Genomic DNA, 17,834 nt, shown 5'->3' with positions numbered 1-17,834 from the left:
TCAACACTCCCCTAAAGTAAAAAATGGAGAGATTACATTTGAGCAAGCTCTACTACTTAATCCTTGGCTTGAAACCTTAAAACCATTCGTAACAAGTTCCTCATTAAAAATAATCTTTAGTGGAGCAGTTATATCACAAGAGAGAATTACAAAATTAATAGAGGCACTTTCTTCTGAAGATAAAAAAGGAATAACATGGACTACTAATGATACAAATGATGAATTTGTAATTTCTGATTATAACCTAATTATAGAAGAAATAACTATTTTGAGTTTTGAAAAATTAGTATTAAAATTAGGAGCACATTATCTTCTTTCAGCTTCCTCAGGAAAAGGCAAAACCACTTTTTTAAAGAGTTTAGTAAATTGTATTGCTGATCCATGCCATAGTGTTGGTGAAATTTCCATACCTACCCATTATCAAAATCCAAAAATAATATTTATTGATCAGAATAGTTACATACCGGCTCAATCTACTTTATTTGAAGTAATAAGCTCTGGTCTTGATCAATCAATCATTAAAAGTAATAAACAATCATTAGAAGAAAAAATTAACACACTATTTATAAAATTGGATCTAGGTACATTAATTACGCACTTAAGTGATAAAAATTATGATGTAATAAATGCACCGAGCGGCGGTCAAAAGAAAAAAATTGGAATCATTAAAGCTATAATTTCAAACCCTAAAATATTAATTTTAGACGAGGTGTTTGCCAATCTTGATAAAATATCTATAGAAAATGCACAACAAGCTTTAAAAGAATTTTTACCGGAAACTTTAATGCTTGTAGTACATCATGACGGTAAATCTCATGATTATAATAATTTTTATGATCAGTATATAAATCTTGAAGATTTGTACGCTGAAATAAAATTATTAGGAGAATAGCTATTCTATTCAACCATATATACTCTACTTTTCATTTATCATGAGTATATACTAAATCTAGGTGTTCAATTATGAGAGTTTTTTAAGATTTCTTTATAGACTTCAAGGTTTTTTCTTAGCATCAGATCAAGAGAGAAATTATTAATTACCGTATGTCTTGCTGCTTCTTGGATTTTCTTAGCAGTATCAGTACCTAAAATCGAGAAACAATAATCAATTTTCTCTGCTAACGCTTCGGCATTATTTGGTTCTACGTGGAAACCAGTTATATTATTATTTATCGTTTCTACTGCCCCGCCGATATTAGTTGCAATAACAAGCTTCTCTATCGCCTGCCCTTCTATAATAGTACGTCCGAAAGCTTCAGGCTCGATCGAGGCAGAAACGATAATATCGGAAATCCCGTATAGGTTTATTATATCCGAATCATTACCAAAAATTTGAATTTTATTTTGAAGTTTTAGAGTAGCTATAAGCTCTTTGACTCTATTAGTAAAATTGGGATGTCTAGATATATCGCCAACCATTAAACAATAAAAATCTCTATGTTTTAACTTACTTAATGCTTCTACTAGAACAAGATGCCCTTTCCAGCTTGTCATTCTAGAAGGCATTAATATTATCGGCACGTTGCTCGGTGCATCATATTTATCACGACATTTTTTAAGTTTTTCAGGCGTTAAATTTGCCGGATCAAAATAATCATAATTTACTCCACGCTCAATTACTACTATTTTGTCTTCATCAATTTTATAGTTTTCAAGCAAATGTTGTTTTACAAAATTGGATACGGCAATAACTTTCTCGCCTTTTAGCATTATGCTATTATAATATTTTTTAAAACTATTCGGAATATTATAAACCCCATGAAAAGTAGTCAGAAATTTAGCGTTCGTCCATTTTGTTGCTAGATATGAACTCCATGCCGGTGCCCTTGATCTTGTATGAACTATATCAACATTATATTTTTTGATTATTTCTGCTATCAATTTTGCATTATTCAGAATTACAAAAGGATTTTTACTGCTACTATTCATTTCAATATGCAATATATCTTCCTTATCTAACTCTTTAACTAGAGTACCGCCTGCTGAAATTATGATAGGAGTATGACCGAGAATTTTAAGATATTTTGCAACTTCTATAGTACCTCTTTCAACCCCTCCCGAGACTAGAGCAGGAACTACTTGTAAAATAGTATATTTATTGTATCGTTTACTTGACTTTAATGAAGGCATTAAATCTCAATCTATTAAAATAATTATTTAAAATGCACAAGCTTTATAATAAAACACAAGACAAATTTATTGTCTATGATAATTATAGAATAATTAATACAAATATTCCATCTGTAATTTTTTTACACGGCTTGATGTCTAGTATGCAATCAACTAAGGCTATCTATTTAATAGATTATTGTAAAAAAAACAATTATAATTTTATTGTTTTTGATAATTTCGGTCATGGAAACGCATCTGGACAATTTGAGGAGCAAACAATTAGTGGTTGGTTAGAAGGAGTATCACTAATTTTAGACAAATTAATTGATACGAAGGCAATATTAGTAGGTTCGAGCATGGGAGGATGGTTAGCACTTCTTGCAGCTTTAAAATTCCCTAATAAAATAAAAGGGCTTGTGTGTTTAGCTCCCGCTTCCGACTTTACTGAAGATATTTGGCAAAATATATCTCTAGATGATCAAAATAAGATGCAAAAAGAGGGAATATTAGAAGTAAGAGGTAAAAATTGTGAGCATAAATATCCTATAAGCTATAAACTGATAGAAGATGCAAAAAAACATTTATTATTGACAAAGAAACAGATTGATATAAATATACCGGTACATCTAATTCATGGAATGTTAGATGAAGACGTGCCTTATAATGTTTCAGTAAAATTATTAGAAAAAATAATAAGTAAACAAATAGTAATGAAGCTAATTAAAGACGGTCACCATAATTTATCTAGAGAAGAAGATTTAAAGGTAATGACAAATTCCTTAGAAGAAGTGATAAGTGACGTTACAAAATAAATATAGATACCCGTAGTTATTTAGAACTTTGTTGTATGAATTAGACAACTTGCTTTATGTCATTCCCGCGTAGGCGGGAATCCAGAAAAATAACATTAATGTTGATATAGTTAAGTTACATATTTGATAAAATAAACGTATACAAAACAAGTTTTTTATATGTTTTACTGGATTCCCGCCTACGTGGGAATGACATAAAACGATTCACATAGATAATATCCAAGGGTAATAACACGATCTAGATTTTAAATCATAAATAAAAAATAAAGAATATGTATAGTAAAATAAATAAAGTTCATGATTTTAAAGAAGTTATAGAAGCGGTAAAACAAGCCGATAATACTAGCTTGGTGCTTTTTGATGTAGATGAAGTAATTGTAATGGATAGTGATGAATCTAGGTTAACACATGATTATAGAAAAGAATTAATGAATAACATTGAAAAAAGACTTACTAGAAAAGAATGTGAATTATTACTTAGTGTTATTCTTAAAGGAAAAAAATCTAGATTCGTTAATTTAGATATTTTAAAAATATTTACTCTACTTAAAGAAAAAAATATTCCGGCAATGGGGCTTACTAAACTTCCTACCGGTAAATTCGGCGTAATTGAAGATATAATCGAATGGAGAATTCGTGAACTCACTGAATTAAAGGTAAATTTTCAAGAATTTTCACCTTTAGAAGATGAAATAACAATCGAGGATTTTAATATCGGTTACGGTAAACCTACATTAAAAGATGGCATAATTTATACTGCGGAATATGATAAAGGAAGCGTACTTGAATATGTATTACGCAAAACAGATTATTATCCGCAATCAATAATATTTATTGATGATATAGAAGAAAATTTACTATCATTACAAGAAATTTGTAAGAAACTAAAAATTAACTATCAAGGATTTGAATTTATGGGTTCTGCTATCATTCCTGAACCTGATCTTGATGAACAATTAGAAAAAATCAGATTTGAAATTCTAGAAAAAGAATATAAATGGTTAACGGATGAGGAACTTAAAAAGCATACTTTATCATAACTTGAAGGTATTGTTGCGTGGAGCGGTAAACCCAATATGTCACCCCGTGGCTTGACCACGGGGTCCATAAAAACAATAAAAAATACTAATAATTTTAGTATTTTTAACTGGATCCCGTGGTCAAGCCACGGGATGACAGAGGTGAAATTAATCCACGCGGATAATACCTAACACAGACAAACTAACTAGATGACATCTATTCAACTTAGAGTATAATATTATGCCCGTAAAACTTATTGTTCTTTTTACCTTACTTATTTCCCTTCCTACTATGGCAAGTAAAAAGGAAGAAGAAAAAATTACAGGAGTAAAAGCAACTAAAGTACAAATTGCCGAGCTTTACGACATATTTAATATTGTAGGGCAATGCCAGAATGATAATAGCCGTGATTATTATGCTAATGCCACCGGAGTAGTTGAAAAAGTCTCAGCACATCAAGGAGAACTAGTAAAGAAAGGCGATATATTGCTAGTTATAGATAAAAACATAGCAGAAACCACTAAATCTAGAGCAGCAGCTTTATTAAATACAAAACAAGAAGATTATAATAGAAAAGAAGCTTTATTTGCTAAAAAATTTGTAAGCAACGAGGAATATAAAAGGTCAAAAAGCAAGCTTGAAGATGCTAAATTTAATTATTCCAAAGCTCTAAAAACATATAACGATATGATAATTACTGCACCCTACTCCAGTAAAATAGGCGTAATTAAGTCTATGGTCGGAGATGAAGTAAAAATAGGCGACTATCTTTTTAGTATTACCGGAACAGAAAACTCACAAAGTATTTTTATTGAATTGCCGGAGTCTTTAAACGGAAAAGTTAGAGTTGATACTGAAGTTTTAATTGCAGGAAAAATTAAAAGTACAATCGGGGCAGTATCGCATTACTTATCAGATAACGGTACTTTAACAGCTAAAATTATTTTACCTATGGGGACAAAAATCCTGCATAATAGCTTTGTAGATGTTAGGCTTATAATTAATCCTCATAAAAATCTAACCGTTCCTGAAAGTTGTATTCAACGAAATAATCAAGGTAACTTTATTTATAAAATAGAGGGTGATACGGTAAAACAATTATATGTAAAAATCGGCACACGTACAGAAGGTCTAATTGAAGTTACCTCTAACGATATTAAAGAAGGTGACTTAGTCGTTACCGAAGGTATGACTAAAATCGGCGACGGCTCAAAAGTTAAGATACTTGAGGAATAGTTATTTATATATGCTTTTAAGCCATCTCTGTATTCTAGAGATTGTTGCACGTATTCCTTCTTGCCTTATAGAGGTAATAGTTAACAAAATCAAAATTTTTGTCACAAAGCAATAGGTTTGTATTTTTTGAATTACATAATTATTGTTGAAAAAAGAAATATTACTTTTTTTATAGTCTTTATTTTTATTTTCTAATAATCTTAATTGTGTAACAGCCGCTAATAACAAATTAATAGTAAACGGACTAAATTTACTTAAATAAGGATCATTAAGAACATAAGAAGTAATATTTATTAAACCTACTGAATATTTATTTGGGTCCATAAACGTATTAGTAACACCGCTAATTCGTACTTTAGACAATTCTTTGTCTATACCGCCTATTGAGTTTTTACTAGCAATAGATATCCATAAACAACAATCTTCACCGCTTCTTATATTTTCAGGAAATAAATTTTCTTGGAATAATGTCAAAGTTCCCATAACTGTCGGCATTGCTATTGGACAAGTTTGTATAACTTGAGGAAAAACATTTCCACTAAAAAACCCAGAATGAACAGATTCTATATATTTTCCTTTTTCATTTATTTTTTGATATGAAGTATGAGAAAATATAAAATTATTTTCTTCCATAAACTTTAATTGAATTTCTATTTTATCCTTATAAAATAAATCGTCTGAATCAAGGAAAGCAATATATTTTCCTATAGCATTTTTAATACCTAAGTTACGTGCAGCAGCAGGTCCTTGATTTTTTTTATGAAAATATCTTATTCTTTTATCTTTTTTGCATATTGAAGTTAATTCTGATATATCATCAGTCGATCCATCATCTATTATAAGTATCTCAAAATTTTTGTGTGTTTGAATAAGTACACTTTCTATAGCTTCAATTGCCCAATTTATTCTATTATATACCGGTATAATAACACTAACTTTAGTATCATGTAGTACTTGCTTAGCCATAATATTTGCTAAATCACAAGCTTTTTTATATGGAGTATTATTTGATAAAAAAGTAGCTGTACGAGTTAAAAATAAATAAGGAGAACCTTCCATTTTGATCATTTCTTCTTCTGTTAACTCGTGAAGAAACGATGACCATAATACATTACATTCTTCGTTATGATTTGATATTTTTTTACTACCTTGCTCTGAATGAAAACGAGATTTAATTAGGATAGACTCGTCAAAATGAATAGGGGCAACACGGAAAATTTTAAACCATAAATCATAATCTTGAGTTGTCGGTAAAGCTTCATTAAATATACCGATTTCATGAAAATATTTAGCAGGAATTAATAACGAACAACCATGTATTAATCCTCGTAATAAAGATAATAAAGAAATATTAAGTTTATCTATAGGTAGCACACTATCCGGTTTAATATAACGTAGAGAGCTTCCTTTTTCATCAATTAATTCATAACCGCCGTAAATGATAGTATCTTTATTATCTAATTTATTTAATATGTTAACTTGATGCTCGATTTTATTAGGATAATATATATCATCATGGCTAAGCCACGAAAAATACTCCCCTTTCATGTTTTTTATACCGTAATTTAAAGCCGAACCACAACCACCGTTTTCTTTATGAAAATAGCGTATTTTATCACCGTATGATAATGCTACATTTTCTGTCTCTCCATTATCTTTAGAGCCATCATTAACAACTACAATTTCAATATTTTCATATGTTTGGGCTAAAGCACTATCTATCGCTTCACGCATATAATTAGCCCCATTATAGACAGGTATAATAATGGAAACTAAAGGACAATAAATATTTAAAGGTTTATCTTTTTTAGTTATCATAACTTTTAGAAATAATTTATAAAATTTTAGTTTTATTGTGGCATTGCTAACTAAAGAAAGATGATAATAAAAAGCTCGATGTCATCCCGTGATTTATGAACTAGAGCCAGTTAAAAATACTAAATTTATTAGTATTTTAAGTTATTTTCCTAGATCTAGTTCCCAAGCCATGGGATGACATCTCTCTTTAGTTAGCAATGCCTTTATTGTTTAAATTTTCTATAGAACTTTAAAAAAATAGATTTTTCTTCTTCACTAATAATTAGTTTATTTTTAAGAATTTTTATTTCTTCTAAAGCATTATTTAGCTCTGTTATAGTATTATTTAATTTAATTTCATAGTTTAAGTTTTTCTCTTCGCTATTATTAAATGCATCTCTAGTTTGCAACAATTGTTTTAATATATCTTGGAATTGCAAACCTAGCTTTTCTAAAAATTCCGGAGCCCAAGCTGAGATTGAATAGTTAAATAATTGTTTTATAGGCTTTAAATCTGAGTTACTGGATATACAGATTATAGAATTAGGAGGATTTTTTCAGAATGTGTGTCGTTAGTTACGCCATCTAATCCTTCATATAAAAATTCTTTATTCTGATATGATTCAAAGTCTTTTTCAGTAATCCAATTAACTAAATGATATATATTCCCTTCCGGTTCATTAAAAGGTATATTTACTATTAATCGTTTTTTACATTTAAGATTAAGTGCTAAATTTAACCCATCTTCAATATGCTCAAGTGCATGTCGTGATACAATATAATCATATTCTTCTGCCTTTTTAATAAAACTAACTAAATCAGATTTAATATATTTTATATTAGATGCTCCATAATTTTGTTCAGCATAAATTATAGATTCTTTACTGATATCTATTGCTGTAATTTCTACTCCTAATATATCGCTAAGCATGAAAGTTCCGTGTCCTGTTCCACAACCTATATCTAGAATTTTTATTTTTTGATTTAGCATTAATGTGCTATTAAATATATCGGCTTCTATAATTTTTTTAAAAATCTTATAGCTACTTTTATGACGAATTACCTCTAAAATATCATGAGTTTCCCTAGGAATTAATCTTTCTCCATCATTATAAATTTCTTCTAACATAAATTATTTAAACTATTATAACTTTAATAAATATTCGGCGATAAATGTAGCAGGGTTTTCTACAGGATCAAGCATCTTTTTAAATTGATTTCTGCCAACACTATTTTCATGATAAGGTAAATAATGATTTTGCTTAATAAATTCTATAGAGTTAATAATATCTTGCGGCTCATAAGCAAAATACATATATTTTTTTAATTCTTTAGATAGAGCATTACTATTAAATTCATTATTCCAACCATTACTTAAGTAAATTATAGGCTTATCGGCAACTACTACTTCAGCAAGAGATGAAGTACCGTCACTTATTACAATATCCGACACCATTATATCATCCAGTAACGACCTGAATGCATGTGCAGAAACAGTAACATTCTTTAAAGAATTAAATCTACTTAATTAATATATTATCCATATCGCTTTGGCTTAAGTAGTTTTTAAAAACCGCATAGGTAAATAGTGTAACATGCGGTCTTATAATAAAATGAATATTAGGATGTTGTAATGCATAATTATAGAAAAAATAGTGATAATTTAAGAAAGTAGAACCTCCTTCATATAAATCTCTATTTTTAAATGATAATTCCTATCTAGAAAGCCATAAAATAGTTTCCGAGTTTAGTTTTTCTTTAATATTATAATTTCTTACTTCATAGTATGGTTGATAACCTGAAACAATAACTCTATCCTTAGGAAATTTATAATTACTAATAAAGATATCTTTTGTACTTTCTGAGTCAACAAATACCGTTTCTATAAAACTTGATAACTTATCATCTTCAATATTTTTTTGATGAAAGATATGCGGACCATAGACTATATACATAATTTTTGTTTTAGTTCCTCTAAAACTCTTATACAAATTAGCAGCCGTAAAAGGTTCTAATATATAGCCTTGGAAATTTTCGTAAGGGTTTTGCGTAAAGATAAAATCTGGCTGATAATTTTTTAATTCAGAAATTTCACATTTTGTATTAACATTTGAATAAGAAGCATACTTGCCGCATGGATATATTACATCTTGTGTATCAAATTTACTAATAAATTCGGTATCTATTCCTCCTTGAATATTGGGATGAGGATGAGGTACTATTACAATTTTGACATCATGACCTATTTTTTTCATCTCATTATACATTGCGTATATGCCTTTGCCACCGAATGTCTCCGTACTAACAAGAAAAACTATTTTTTTATAAGAATTTTCTTTGGAATAGCAAAAAGAAGATATAAGAGTTATTAGTAAAAAAACACCTAAAAATAAAGTGTTAAGTTTTATTAATTTAAAGAATTTCATGTTTTTGATATGATAATAATGAATAAGATTACTTTTTAAACCAAACCGTACGGTTAACATAATCCACATAACTTAAAACTATACGCAATATTTTCTTTGATACAAGACCCGCTTCAGCATAATCCGACACGATATCTTGCAAGCGTTTATTATTCTCGTGTTCTTCCGTAATAGCTTTTACCGATTGTAGTACCCGTTCAGCTTTAAAGCCCGACATAATAAGCGTTCCGGCATCCATACCTTCAGGACGCTCATGTGCCTCTCTAATATTTAAAGCCGGTAAATTAAGTATTGATACTTCTTCAGTAATAGTACCGCTATCGGATAAAATACAAAAAGCATTCATCTGAAGTTTGACGTAATCCGTAAAACCAAAAGCCGGTAAAAACCCTATTTTATTACCAAGCTCCTTAAACCCCTCTAAATCCTCAAGCCTTTTTTTAGTCCTTGGGTGTGTTGAGAAGATTACGGGGAAATTATACTCTTTAATAAGAGTTTGTAAACTACTTAATAATTCTTTCAGATTATTTTTGACGTCGACATTTTCCTCACGATGTGAGCTAATTAAGAAATACTGCTTTGATTTTAACGATAATTTATCTAAAATATCCGACTTTAATATTTTAGGCATAAAACGGTCAAGAACTTCAGGCATATGCGAGCCTGATTTAAAAATAAGCTCAGGGGGCAAACCTTCAGCAATTAAATAACGTCTTGCATGCTCGGTTAACGTAATGTTAACGTCGCTAATATGATCAATGATTTTACGGTTTATTTCTTCAGGTACACGCTGATCAAAACAACGATTTCCTGCTTCCATATGAAAAATCGGAATTTTACGGCGTTTAGCAGCAATCGCCGATAAACACGAATTAGTATCGCCGTAAAATAAAACGGCGTCGGGTTTTTCTTTCTCAAGTACCTCGTCTACTTTTTCGATAATAAGCCCGATAGATTTTGCCGTATTATCTGCCGCTACTTCTAAGAAATAATCAGGTTTTCTAATTCCCATATCATCAAAAAAAACCTGATTTAATTCATATGCATAATTTTGACCGGTGTGAACTAGGAGGTGATTAGTATATTTATCAAACTCGGAAATCACACAGCATAGTTTAATAAGTTCAGGACGAGTACCGACAATCGTCATTACCTTAAGCATTTTTTAGCTCCTCTTGTACGTAATCAAGCGTCAGTAATAACTCTTTTACTTCTTCTAAATTTAAACGTTTTGTATTATGAGAAGTGTAATCCTCTAAAAGAGCTACTTTCTTTTCACCTTCAACAAAATATTTTGCATAATTAAGATCACGCCCGTCCATAGGAATACGGTAATAATCCCTTAAATCATGAGCTTTTGCCATTTCTTCAGATGATACTAGCGATTCATAATGTTTTTCGCCGTGACGTGTACCGATAAAACGTATTTCATTTTTACTATCGAATATATCTTGTAACGCTTTTGCAAGCACCTCAATTGTACTTGCCGGAGATTTTTGTACAAAAATATCTCCTTGACGCCCATGCTCAAACGCATATAAAACTAAATCTACGGAATCTACAAGCGACATTAAAAAACGCGTCATTGACGGTTCTGTAATGGTTAATTCCTTACCTTGTTTTATTTGATTGATAAAAAGAGGAATTACTGAACCACGAGATGCCATAACGTTACCGTATCTAGTAACGCAAAGCACAGTCTTACCTGAAGAACGCATACGTGCTTTTGCTATTGCTAACTTTTCCATTAATGCTTTAGATAATCCCATTGCATTAATTGGATATACAGCCTTATCGGTACTCAGTACAATAACTTTTGTAACTTTGTTATTAATAGCAGCACTTAAAACATTTTCAGCACCTAAGATGTTAGTATTGATTGCTTCCATAGGATAAAACTCACAAGTCGGAACTTGCTTTAAAGCGGCGGCATGAAATACATAATCTACACCATGCATTGCCTCATCAATACTTTTATAATTACGTACATCCCCGATATAGAATTTAAGTTTTGAGTTATTTAAAGCAATACGCATATCCTCTTGCTTTTTTTCATCTCTACTAAAAATTCTAATTTCCTTAATATCATTGATAATATCGGATTTAAGAAAACGAGAAAGCACCGCATTACCAAACGAACCGGTGCCTCCTGTAATCATTAAAGTTTTATCTACAAACATTATATATAAATACCTAATTTTAAAAATTAACTGTCATCCCGTGGCTTGTCCACAGGATCCAGTTATAAAAAATACAAACATAAAAAGCTCGATTTATCTCGCTTTATGCTGGATCCCGTGGACAAGCCACGGGATGACAAAGTGGATTCCTGCCTTTAGCTAGGAATGACATAAAGACCATTAGCAATGACGGCCTTACTACCCAAACTCACACATACGCTTTACAAGCTCACGCCAATCAGGCGGAGTATACCCCGTCACTTTGTTAAAACTAGTAGCATCTAGAGAACGATCTATCACAAGCTCATCCGATGGAATAATATCGATTTCTTTATTATATATTTCCGCTACTAATTTTAACAATTCTAACTTATTAATCGGTTTTGATGCAACATGATAAAGCCCATGTAGTTCTTTATTCGGTAATACAAAATCCCTTATTATTCTTGCAAGCTCTACTGTCGGGAATCCTGAATAAATAGCTTTTTCAAAACCTTTCACTTGCCCTTCTGCACTTAAAAACCAATTGATTAAGCTTCTATTACCTGCCAGCTCATGACCTATAATTGAAGTACGTAATGTAATAACATGCGGATAATCTACTTCGCCAAGGAATTTAGAACGACCGTAAAGGTCATAACAGTCAGGAAAATCGCTTTCCTTATAATTACCTTTTTTTCCCGAAAATACACAATCAGTACTAATATGGATTAACCTTGAATTAGCTAATTTACATAAATTAGCTAGCCTATGCGGTAACAAACTATTTATTGGCAATGCTTTTAACGGATCGTTTGCATCAGCTAATTGCTTTACAAGACCTATACAATTTATGACGATTTCGGGTTTTGCTTTATTAAATACCTCAACTAACGAATCATGATTCTCAACATCTACATTTGTAATTAATTTATCGGATAAATCTTTAGAAAAATAAGAATGAGTGGAATTATTTCTAGCTGTCGCATAAACGTCAAACTTACTATCCTGACTTAAAAATCTAAACATACTGTTACCCAGCATACCGGTAACACCTAGAATTAATATTTTCATGATATATTTTATTTATTTTGCATCATTTCTATCATAAATAATATATCTTTACAATAGTGTTTTGAGTGCATAACAATAATTAACTTGCCATAGAAAAGGTTCTTATTCTACTTTCTTTAACTTTCCAACCTTCATCTTCTGCGAGTTCTAAATCATATTGATTTTGCATATTCATCCACCAGCGAGGATTAACATTAAAATATTTACCTAAGCGGAGTGCTGTATCAGCAGTAATTGAACGATGATGCTTAATTATATTATTGATTCTAGTAACAGGTACATCAATATCACGAGCAAGCTTACTTTGACTAATACCCATAGGTTCCATAAATTCTTCAAGTAGAATTTGCCCCGGTGAAATAGGAGGTAATTTGTTTGTCATAAATTTTTTCCTAATTAATGATAATCTACAATTTCAACATTGTGAACATTTCCATCATGCCAAATAAAACATATACGCCACTGACTGTTAATACGAATACTATATTGATGTTTACGATCACCTTTAAGAGATTCTAAACGATTTGAGGGCGGAACACGTAAATCCTCTAAATTAACTGTAGTATGAAGCATGAAGAGTTTTTTACGTGCAATTTCTGCAAAAACTTCAAAACGTTTTACTAATTCTCTATTATGCAATTTTTCAGTATGTTTACATTTAAAGCTTATTATCATTTAATAACATTATCAGTTTAACTTCAAGCGTTATAACTTTTATATTAAATTTTATTTTCTTTCAAGAAGATTTAAAAAATATACACAAATATAATCTAAAGTTTTTTCATAGAATCAAGCACAGTTTCAAGAATCATACTAGCAGCTACGGCATCATCGTTATTATTACGGTCTTTTCTTTTAACACCGAATGATTTAAGGAAATTATTCGCAGCTTTTGTAGTTAGTCTTTCATCTTGTAAATATATGGGCAAGTTTATAGATTTTGTTAATTCTTCTGCAAATTTTATCACTATATTTGTTTGCTCCGTTACTGCTCCGTTCATATCAATCGGTAGACCTACTACAACACCGCAAACTTTATATTTTTCTATAATATTAAGCAAGGAAGTAATAACGATTTTTTTATTTATCTCAATTATAGTGTTTAAGGGCATAGCAATATTATGTTCTTGATTAGATAATGCGATTCCTAATTTTTTGCTTCCGTAATCAATAGCGATAAGCGGAGCATTTGGTATTAAAAGCCGATAAAATTCTTGAAGATTTTTTATGATCATGGTAGTTATAAAAATTACTTTATTAATTATTATATATGTTAAAAACTATTCAAAAACATTTAGATACGAAATTAATTAAATTATCAGCGATTTTAGCCTTTATTTATTGTTTGTTATTTAATACCGCAATATTGATTTATAAATTTGATTATTATAAAGCAACGATTTTTAGAGGGATATTAGAGCTATCAAAAGATTTTTGTTATATTTATATATTTTCTTTTATAGCATTTTTTGGTCTTAGCGTACATAAATTAGTGTTAAAAATCGGCGTAGGGTTTTTATTTATAACATCCGCTATTGCTAGTTATTACATTTATTTCTTCAAAATCAATCCTACTAAACAAGTAATAGGGAGTTTTTTCTCAACGGATTTAAACGAAGTTTATGAATTAGTCAGCATTAAATTAATAATATGGATAATTTTTTGCCTTTTTAGCTGTTTTTATATTCTCAAATCTTTTGCTGCCGAAAATTCTAAATCATTCATAACAAAATTATTATCTGCCGCTTGCTTACTTATTTTTGTATATAATATTATTACTCCTTCATTTAAGATACTAAAAAATTATTTTCCCATTCAGTATTTACATAATAGCTACCTTAATTTTGTCGGAAACCTAACCGGTAAAAATTATGCCTGTATAGATATTAGTAAGCAATATAACTTTATAGATAAGTCAGATAAAGATATTATAGGTGTTTTAGTTATAGGAGAATCGGCAAGATTTGATCATTTCGGTATTAACGGTTATGAAAGAGATACGACTCCTTACTTAAAAACTGCCCAAAATCTAACTTCTTTCAAAGCTAAATCCTCTTCTAATCTTACCTATCTTTCCGTACCGTCATTACTTTCACGTTATCCTGCAAGTCAAATTGAAAATACTAGACAAGAGAACAGCTTTTTATCAATTTTAACAAATCTTGGCTTTAATACTACCTGGATCGGTACTCAAACTTTAATGAGGAGTTTTGCAAATTTTGACCTAAGTAATATATATAATGATGTTAATTTTACTATAGTACCGGGCGGCTCTGCTCTATTTTCTTTAAATGATCATGATGAAAAAATATTGCCTTTTATAAAAGGAATAATAACAAATTCAGAGAAACAATTTTTAGTAGTTCATACCTCAGGAAGTCACTGGAACTATAATGCAAGATATCCTAAAGAATTTGAACATTTCACTCCTACCTGCCCTATTAAAGTTAAAGGAGATGCGAGTGATTGCGATAAGCTTGCTTTAGTTAACAGCTATGATAATTCAATTTTATACACCGATTTTTTTTATCTAATTTAATAGATTTGCTTAAAGATAAAAATGCATTTTTACTATATGTATCCGATCACGGCGAATCGTTAGGAGAAAATGGTTATTACGGTCACGGTGGTCCACTACTTGCAGAACAAATAACAGTACCGCTTATAGTTTGGGTATCAGATGATTTTAGAGAAAAATATCCTGAATCGGTAGACTCAATTAAAAATTATGCTAATACCGAAATTAGCCATGATTATGTATTTCATTCAATCCTTGACTGTTTAAATATAGATTCCGACATAATAGATAAAGATTTAAGTATATGTAAATCTAGTTAAAAATTATTGAATTATTAAAAAATTTATATATAAATTAAAATCTCAATAATTATATGATTTATTATTATGTCTGATATACCTAAACTAGACGACTATTATTATAGATTTTTACAAAATATTTTACTTAAAACACTGGAACAAAATAAAGCTGCTGAAACTTATTTATTACAGAAAGATTTTAATAGTGCTTTAAATGAGATAAAAAATATAAATGAACAACTTGAAGAATATTCAAGCATTCTTTCTTTACTCAAAGTAATTAAAACCCATTTTATTGATAAAAAAATATATAATTTAAGTACCGTTTAATTTAAATCCTTTTTTTATAATTAAAAATAATATAGAGTGGAAATAAAAAAAGGTATTGAATTATGGAATATGCATTATTAATTTTCAGTATTATAGCGATTTTAGTTATAATACAAATGGTTAAAGTTGTACCTCAACAACAAGCATGGGTAGTAGAGAAATTGGGGAAGTTTGACAAAATACTGCAACCCGGTTTAAATTTACTAATCCCTGTCATTCAGAGAGTAGCATACAAACATACTTTAAAAGAAGAAGCTATAGACGTTACCGCTCAAACAGCTATTTCAAACGATAACGTAACATTATCTATCGACGGTGTTTTATATGTTAAAATTATTGATCCAATGGCAGCATCTTACGGTGTTAATAATCCTTACTATGCTATAACGCAGCTTGCTCAAACTACTATGCGTTCAGAAATCGGTAAACTTCCTTTAGATAGAACTTTTGAAGAACGAGAAACTTTAAACGTAGCAATTGTGGCAGCTATTAATCAGGCTGCTATAAATTGGGGCATACAATGTATGCGTTATGAAATTAAAGATATTCAACCTCCGCAAACTATACTTAAAGCTATGGAATTGCAGGTAGCAGCCGAACGTCAAAAAAGAGCTCAAATTCTAGAGTCGGAAGGTAATAGACAAGCAAAAATTAACCATGCAGAAGGTGAAAAAGCACAAATCGTACTGAATTCAGAAGCTTCTTATACCGATCAAGTTAACAGAGCAAAAGGTGAAGCTGAAGCAATAGGCTTAGTCGCTACCGCTACGGCAAATAGTATTGAGATTGTCGCAGCTGCCGTACAAAAAACAGGAGGAAGCGATGCAGTAGCTCTTAAAATAGCCGAGCAGTATATTAGTGCATTCGGTAATTTGGCTAAAGATACCAACACCGTAATTTTACCTGCAAATCTTTCAGAACCGAGTAGTTTTGTAACCGGAGCGTTAACTATATTTAACCAATTAAAAGCTTCTTCAGAAAAGAAAATAGATAAGTAGCAATTTATAAAGATTTATTATTGTAATAATAATTAGTTTTATATATCATATCAGATTATTAATTAATAAAAGGTTATGAATATGTCAGTATTTGTCGGCAAAACTGCTCCGGATTTTACAGCTAAAGCTATTATGCCTAATAATAATATAGACGAAAAGTTTAAACTTAGCGATTATGCTGCAGGGGATAATATAGTGTTATTTTTTTATCCCCTAGATTTTACTTTTGTTTGTCCATCGGAAATTATAGCATTTCACAATAAGCTTGGTGAATTTACCGAAAGACGTACTAAAGTAGTAGCTGTTAGCGTTGATTCTCATTTTAGCCATTTAGCTTGGAAAAATACTCCGCATAATAAAGGCGGACTTGGACAAGTACAATTTCCAATGGTTTCCGATATAAAAAAGGATATTTCTTCAAAATATAACGTACTTAATGAAGACGGTGTTGCTTTGCGTGGAACTTTTTTAATTGATAAGGATTTCATAGTACGTCACATACTAGTTAACGACTTACCTATCGGTCGTGATATTAATTATACATTAAAAATAATCGATGCTTTAACTCATCATCAAAAACACGGCGAAGTTTGTCCTGCCGGCTGGCATAAAGGTGAGGAAGCAATTACCCCGTCACATGAAGGTATAGCACATTATTTAAGCTCACATGCTGAGAAGCTGTAGTATACTACTATGTTATTTAGAGTGGAAAACTGTCATCCCGTGGACAAGCCACGGGATCCAGGAAACTTAATAATATAATGAAGCAATATTATGTATATATATTAGCTAGTGGGCGTAATGGTACATTATACATTGGAGTGACTTCAAATATCATAAAGCGTACTTATGAGCATAAGCATAAAATAATCAAAGGATTTTCTTCTAAGTATAACATAAATAAATTAGTTTATTTTGAGCAATATGACGATATTATAGCTGCAATTAATCGTGAAAAATTATTAAAAGAATATAAAAGACAGTGGAAATTAAATTTACATTGAGTCTTAAAATGAGTCTTAAAATCCAGCGTGGGATGATTTATATGAAAAA

The 17,834-nt window shown here is 30.3% G+C and carries 19 protein-coding genes and 3 pseudogenes; 11 read left to right on the top strand and 11 right to left on the bottom strand.

The annotated features are described in order from the left end of the window. On the top strand, nt 1-892 hold an 892-nt coding region (locus tag SB78_RS07575; protein ID WP_241773653.1), incomplete at its 5' end, for an ATP-binding cassette domain-containing protein. 65 nt (nt 893-957) lie between these two features. Here SB78_RS07575 and SB78_RS01410 read toward each other — a convergent pair. Then, nucleotides 958-2,130, bottom strand: coding sequence for a glycosyltransferase family 4 protein (locus SB78_RS01410; RefSeq protein ID WP_041077939.1), 1,173 nt, complete (start codon nt 2,128-2,130; stop codon nt 958-960). Nucleotides 2,131-2,162: 32 nt separating this feature from the next. On the opposite strand from SB78_RS01410, the gene SB78_RS01405 reads away from it, so the two are divergent. The 4 genes from SB78_RS01405 (at nt 2,163) to SB78_RS01395 (ending at nt 5,180) form a co-directional block, all read left to right on the top strand. Next, complete coding sequence (locus tag SB78_RS01405; RefSeq protein ID WP_041077937.1) at nt 2,163-2,924, top strand: alpha/beta hydrolase; 762 nt, start codon at nt 2,163-2,165, stop codon at nt 2,922-2,924. A 272-nt stretch (nt 2,925-3,196) separates the two neighbouring features. Beyond that, entirely contained in the window at nt 3,197-3,964 is a 768-nt protein-coding gene (locus SB78_RS01400; protein WP_041077935.1) for a DUF2608 domain-containing protein, read from the top strand. Nucleotides 3,965-4,000: 36 nt separating this feature from the next. Next, nucleotides 4,001-4,135: a proline/betaine transporter gene (locus tag SB78_RS07570; protein WP_081420887.1), complete on the top strand. Its 135-nt coding sequence runs from the start codon at nt 4,001-4,003 to the stop codon at nt 4,133-4,135. A 46-nt stretch (nt 4,136-4,181) separates the two neighbouring features. Beyond that, nucleotides 4,182-5,180, top strand: coding sequence for an efflux RND transporter periplasmic adaptor subunit (locus SB78_RS01395; protein ID WP_199402691.1), 999 nt, complete (start codon nt 4,182-4,184; stop codon nt 5,178-5,180). On the opposite strand, the gene SB78_RS01390 is transcribed toward SB78_RS01395, so the two are convergent. The 6 genes and pseudogenes from SB78_RS01390 to capD form a co-directional block, all read right to left on the bottom strand. Further along, complete coding sequence (locus SB78_RS01390; protein ID WP_041077931.1) at nt 5,181-6,998, bottom strand: glycosyltransferase family 2 protein; 1,818 nt, start codon at nt 6,996-6,998, stop codon at nt 5,181-5,183. Nucleotides 6,999-7,201: 203 nt separating this feature from the next. Beyond that, nucleotides 7,202-7,417, bottom strand: coding sequence for a hypothetical protein (locus SB78_RS10525; protein ID WP_241773652.1), 216 nt, complete (start codon nt 7,415-7,417; stop codon nt 7,202-7,204). A 206-nt stretch (nt 7,418-7,623) separates the two neighbouring features. Next, nucleotides 7,624-8,106, bottom strand: a pseudogene (locus tag SB78_RS10520) (class I SAM-dependent methyltransferase); the annotation flags it as partial. A 15-nt stretch (nt 8,107-8,121) separates the two neighbouring features. Then, nucleotides 8,122-9,472 (bottom strand): annotated as a pseudogene (locus SB78_RS01380) (hypothetical protein). Continuing rightward, the gene (gene wecB / locus SB78_RS01375) at nt 9,432-10,565 is read right to left on the bottom strand and encodes a non-hydrolyzing UDP-N-acetylglucosamine 2-epimerase (protein ID WP_041077929.1); all 1,134 of its coding nucleotides are present in this window, start codon (nt 10,563-10,565) and stop codon (nt 9,432-9,434) included. Before wecB ends, SB78_RS01380 begins: the two are co-directional and overlap by 41 nt. Continuing rightward, on the bottom strand, nt 10,558-11,583 hold the full coding sequence (capD, locus tag SB78_RS01370; RefSeq protein ID WP_041077927.1) for a UDP-glucose 4-epimerase: 1,026 nt from the start codon (nt 11,581-11,583) through the stop codon (nt 10,558-10,560). The genes wecB and capD overlap by 8 nt, the downstream gene beginning before the upstream one ends. Nucleotides 11,584-11,623: 40 nt before the next feature. Here capD and SB78_RS07560 point away from each other — a divergent pair, with 40 nt between their 5' ends. Continuing rightward, a complete protein-coding gene (locus SB78_RS07560) occupies nt 11,624-11,746 on the top strand; it encodes a hypothetical protein (protein WP_410524488.1) in 123 nt (40 codons plus the stop codon). Nucleotides 11,747-11,781: 35 nt separating this feature from the next. Here SB78_RS07560 and SB78_RS01365 read toward each other — a convergent pair whose 3' ends face one another. The 4 genes from SB78_RS01365 to ruvX form a co-directional block, all read right to left on the bottom strand. After that, nucleotides 11,782-12,636: a dTDP-4-dehydrorhamnose reductase family protein gene (locus SB78_RS01365; RefSeq protein WP_041077925.1), complete on the bottom strand. Its 855-nt coding sequence runs from the start codon at nt 12,634-12,636 to the stop codon at nt 11,782-11,784. 79 nt (nt 12,637-12,715) lie between these two features. Next, a complete protein-coding gene (locus tag SB78_RS01360; RefSeq protein ID WP_041077923.1) occupies nt 12,716-13,018 on the bottom strand; it encodes a HigA family addiction module antitoxin in 303 nt (100 codons plus the stop codon). Nucleotides 13,019-13,032: 14 nt separating this feature from the next. After that, a complete protein-coding gene (locus tag SB78_RS01355) occupies nt 13,033-13,311 on the bottom strand; it encodes a type II toxin-antitoxin system RelE/ParE family toxin (protein ID WP_041077921.1) in 279 nt (92 codons plus the stop codon). A 95-nt stretch (nt 13,312-13,406) separates the two neighbouring features. Next, nucleotides 13,407-13,871, bottom strand: a complete 465-nt coding sequence (gene ruvX / locus SB78_RS01350) for a Holliday junction resolvase RuvX (RefSeq protein ID WP_041077919.1) — start codon at nt 13,869-13,871, stop codon at nt 13,407-13,409. Between the two features lie 35 nt (nt 13,872-13,906). Here ruvX and SB78_RS01345 point away from each other — a divergent pair. The 5 genes and pseudogenes from SB78_RS01345 (at nt 13,907) to SB78_RS01325 (ending at nt 17,785) form a co-directional block, all read left to right on the top strand. Next, nucleotides 13,907-15,474: pseudogene (locus tag SB78_RS01345) on the top strand (phosphoethanolamine transferase). 66 nt (nt 15,475-15,540) lie between these two features. Next, nucleotides 15,541-15,783, top strand: coding sequence for a hypothetical protein (locus SB78_RS01340; RefSeq protein ID WP_041077917.1), 243 nt, complete (start codon nt 15,541-15,543; stop codon nt 15,781-15,783). Nucleotides 15,784-15,845: 62 nt separating this feature from the next. Then, nucleotides 15,846-16,781 (top strand): SPFH domain-containing protein, encoded by a 936-nt coding sequence (locus SB78_RS01335; RefSeq protein ID WP_041077915.1) that lies wholly within the window; start codon nt 15,846-15,848, stop codon nt 16,779-16,781. An 81-nt stretch (nt 16,782-16,862) separates the two neighbouring features. Beyond that, a complete protein-coding gene (locus SB78_RS01330; RefSeq protein WP_041077913.1) occupies nt 16,863-17,465 on the top strand; it encodes a peroxiredoxin in 603 nt (200 codons plus the stop codon). A 77-nt stretch (nt 17,466-17,542) separates the two neighbouring features. Further along, nucleotides 17,543-17,785, top strand: a complete 243-nt coding sequence (locus SB78_RS01325) for a GIY-YIG nuclease family protein (protein WP_052458456.1) — start codon at nt 17,543-17,545, stop codon at nt 17,783-17,785. The last annotated feature ends 49 nt before the right edge of the window (nt 17,786-17,834 follow it).

The organism is Rickettsia asembonensis (assembly GCF_000828125.2).
In the GTDB taxonomy this organism is placed as follows: Bacteria; Pseudomonadota; Alphaproteobacteria; order Rickettsiales; family Rickettsiaceae; genus Rickettsia; species Rickettsia asembonensis.
This window is presented reverse-complemented; position numbering and strand designations above follow the sequence as displayed.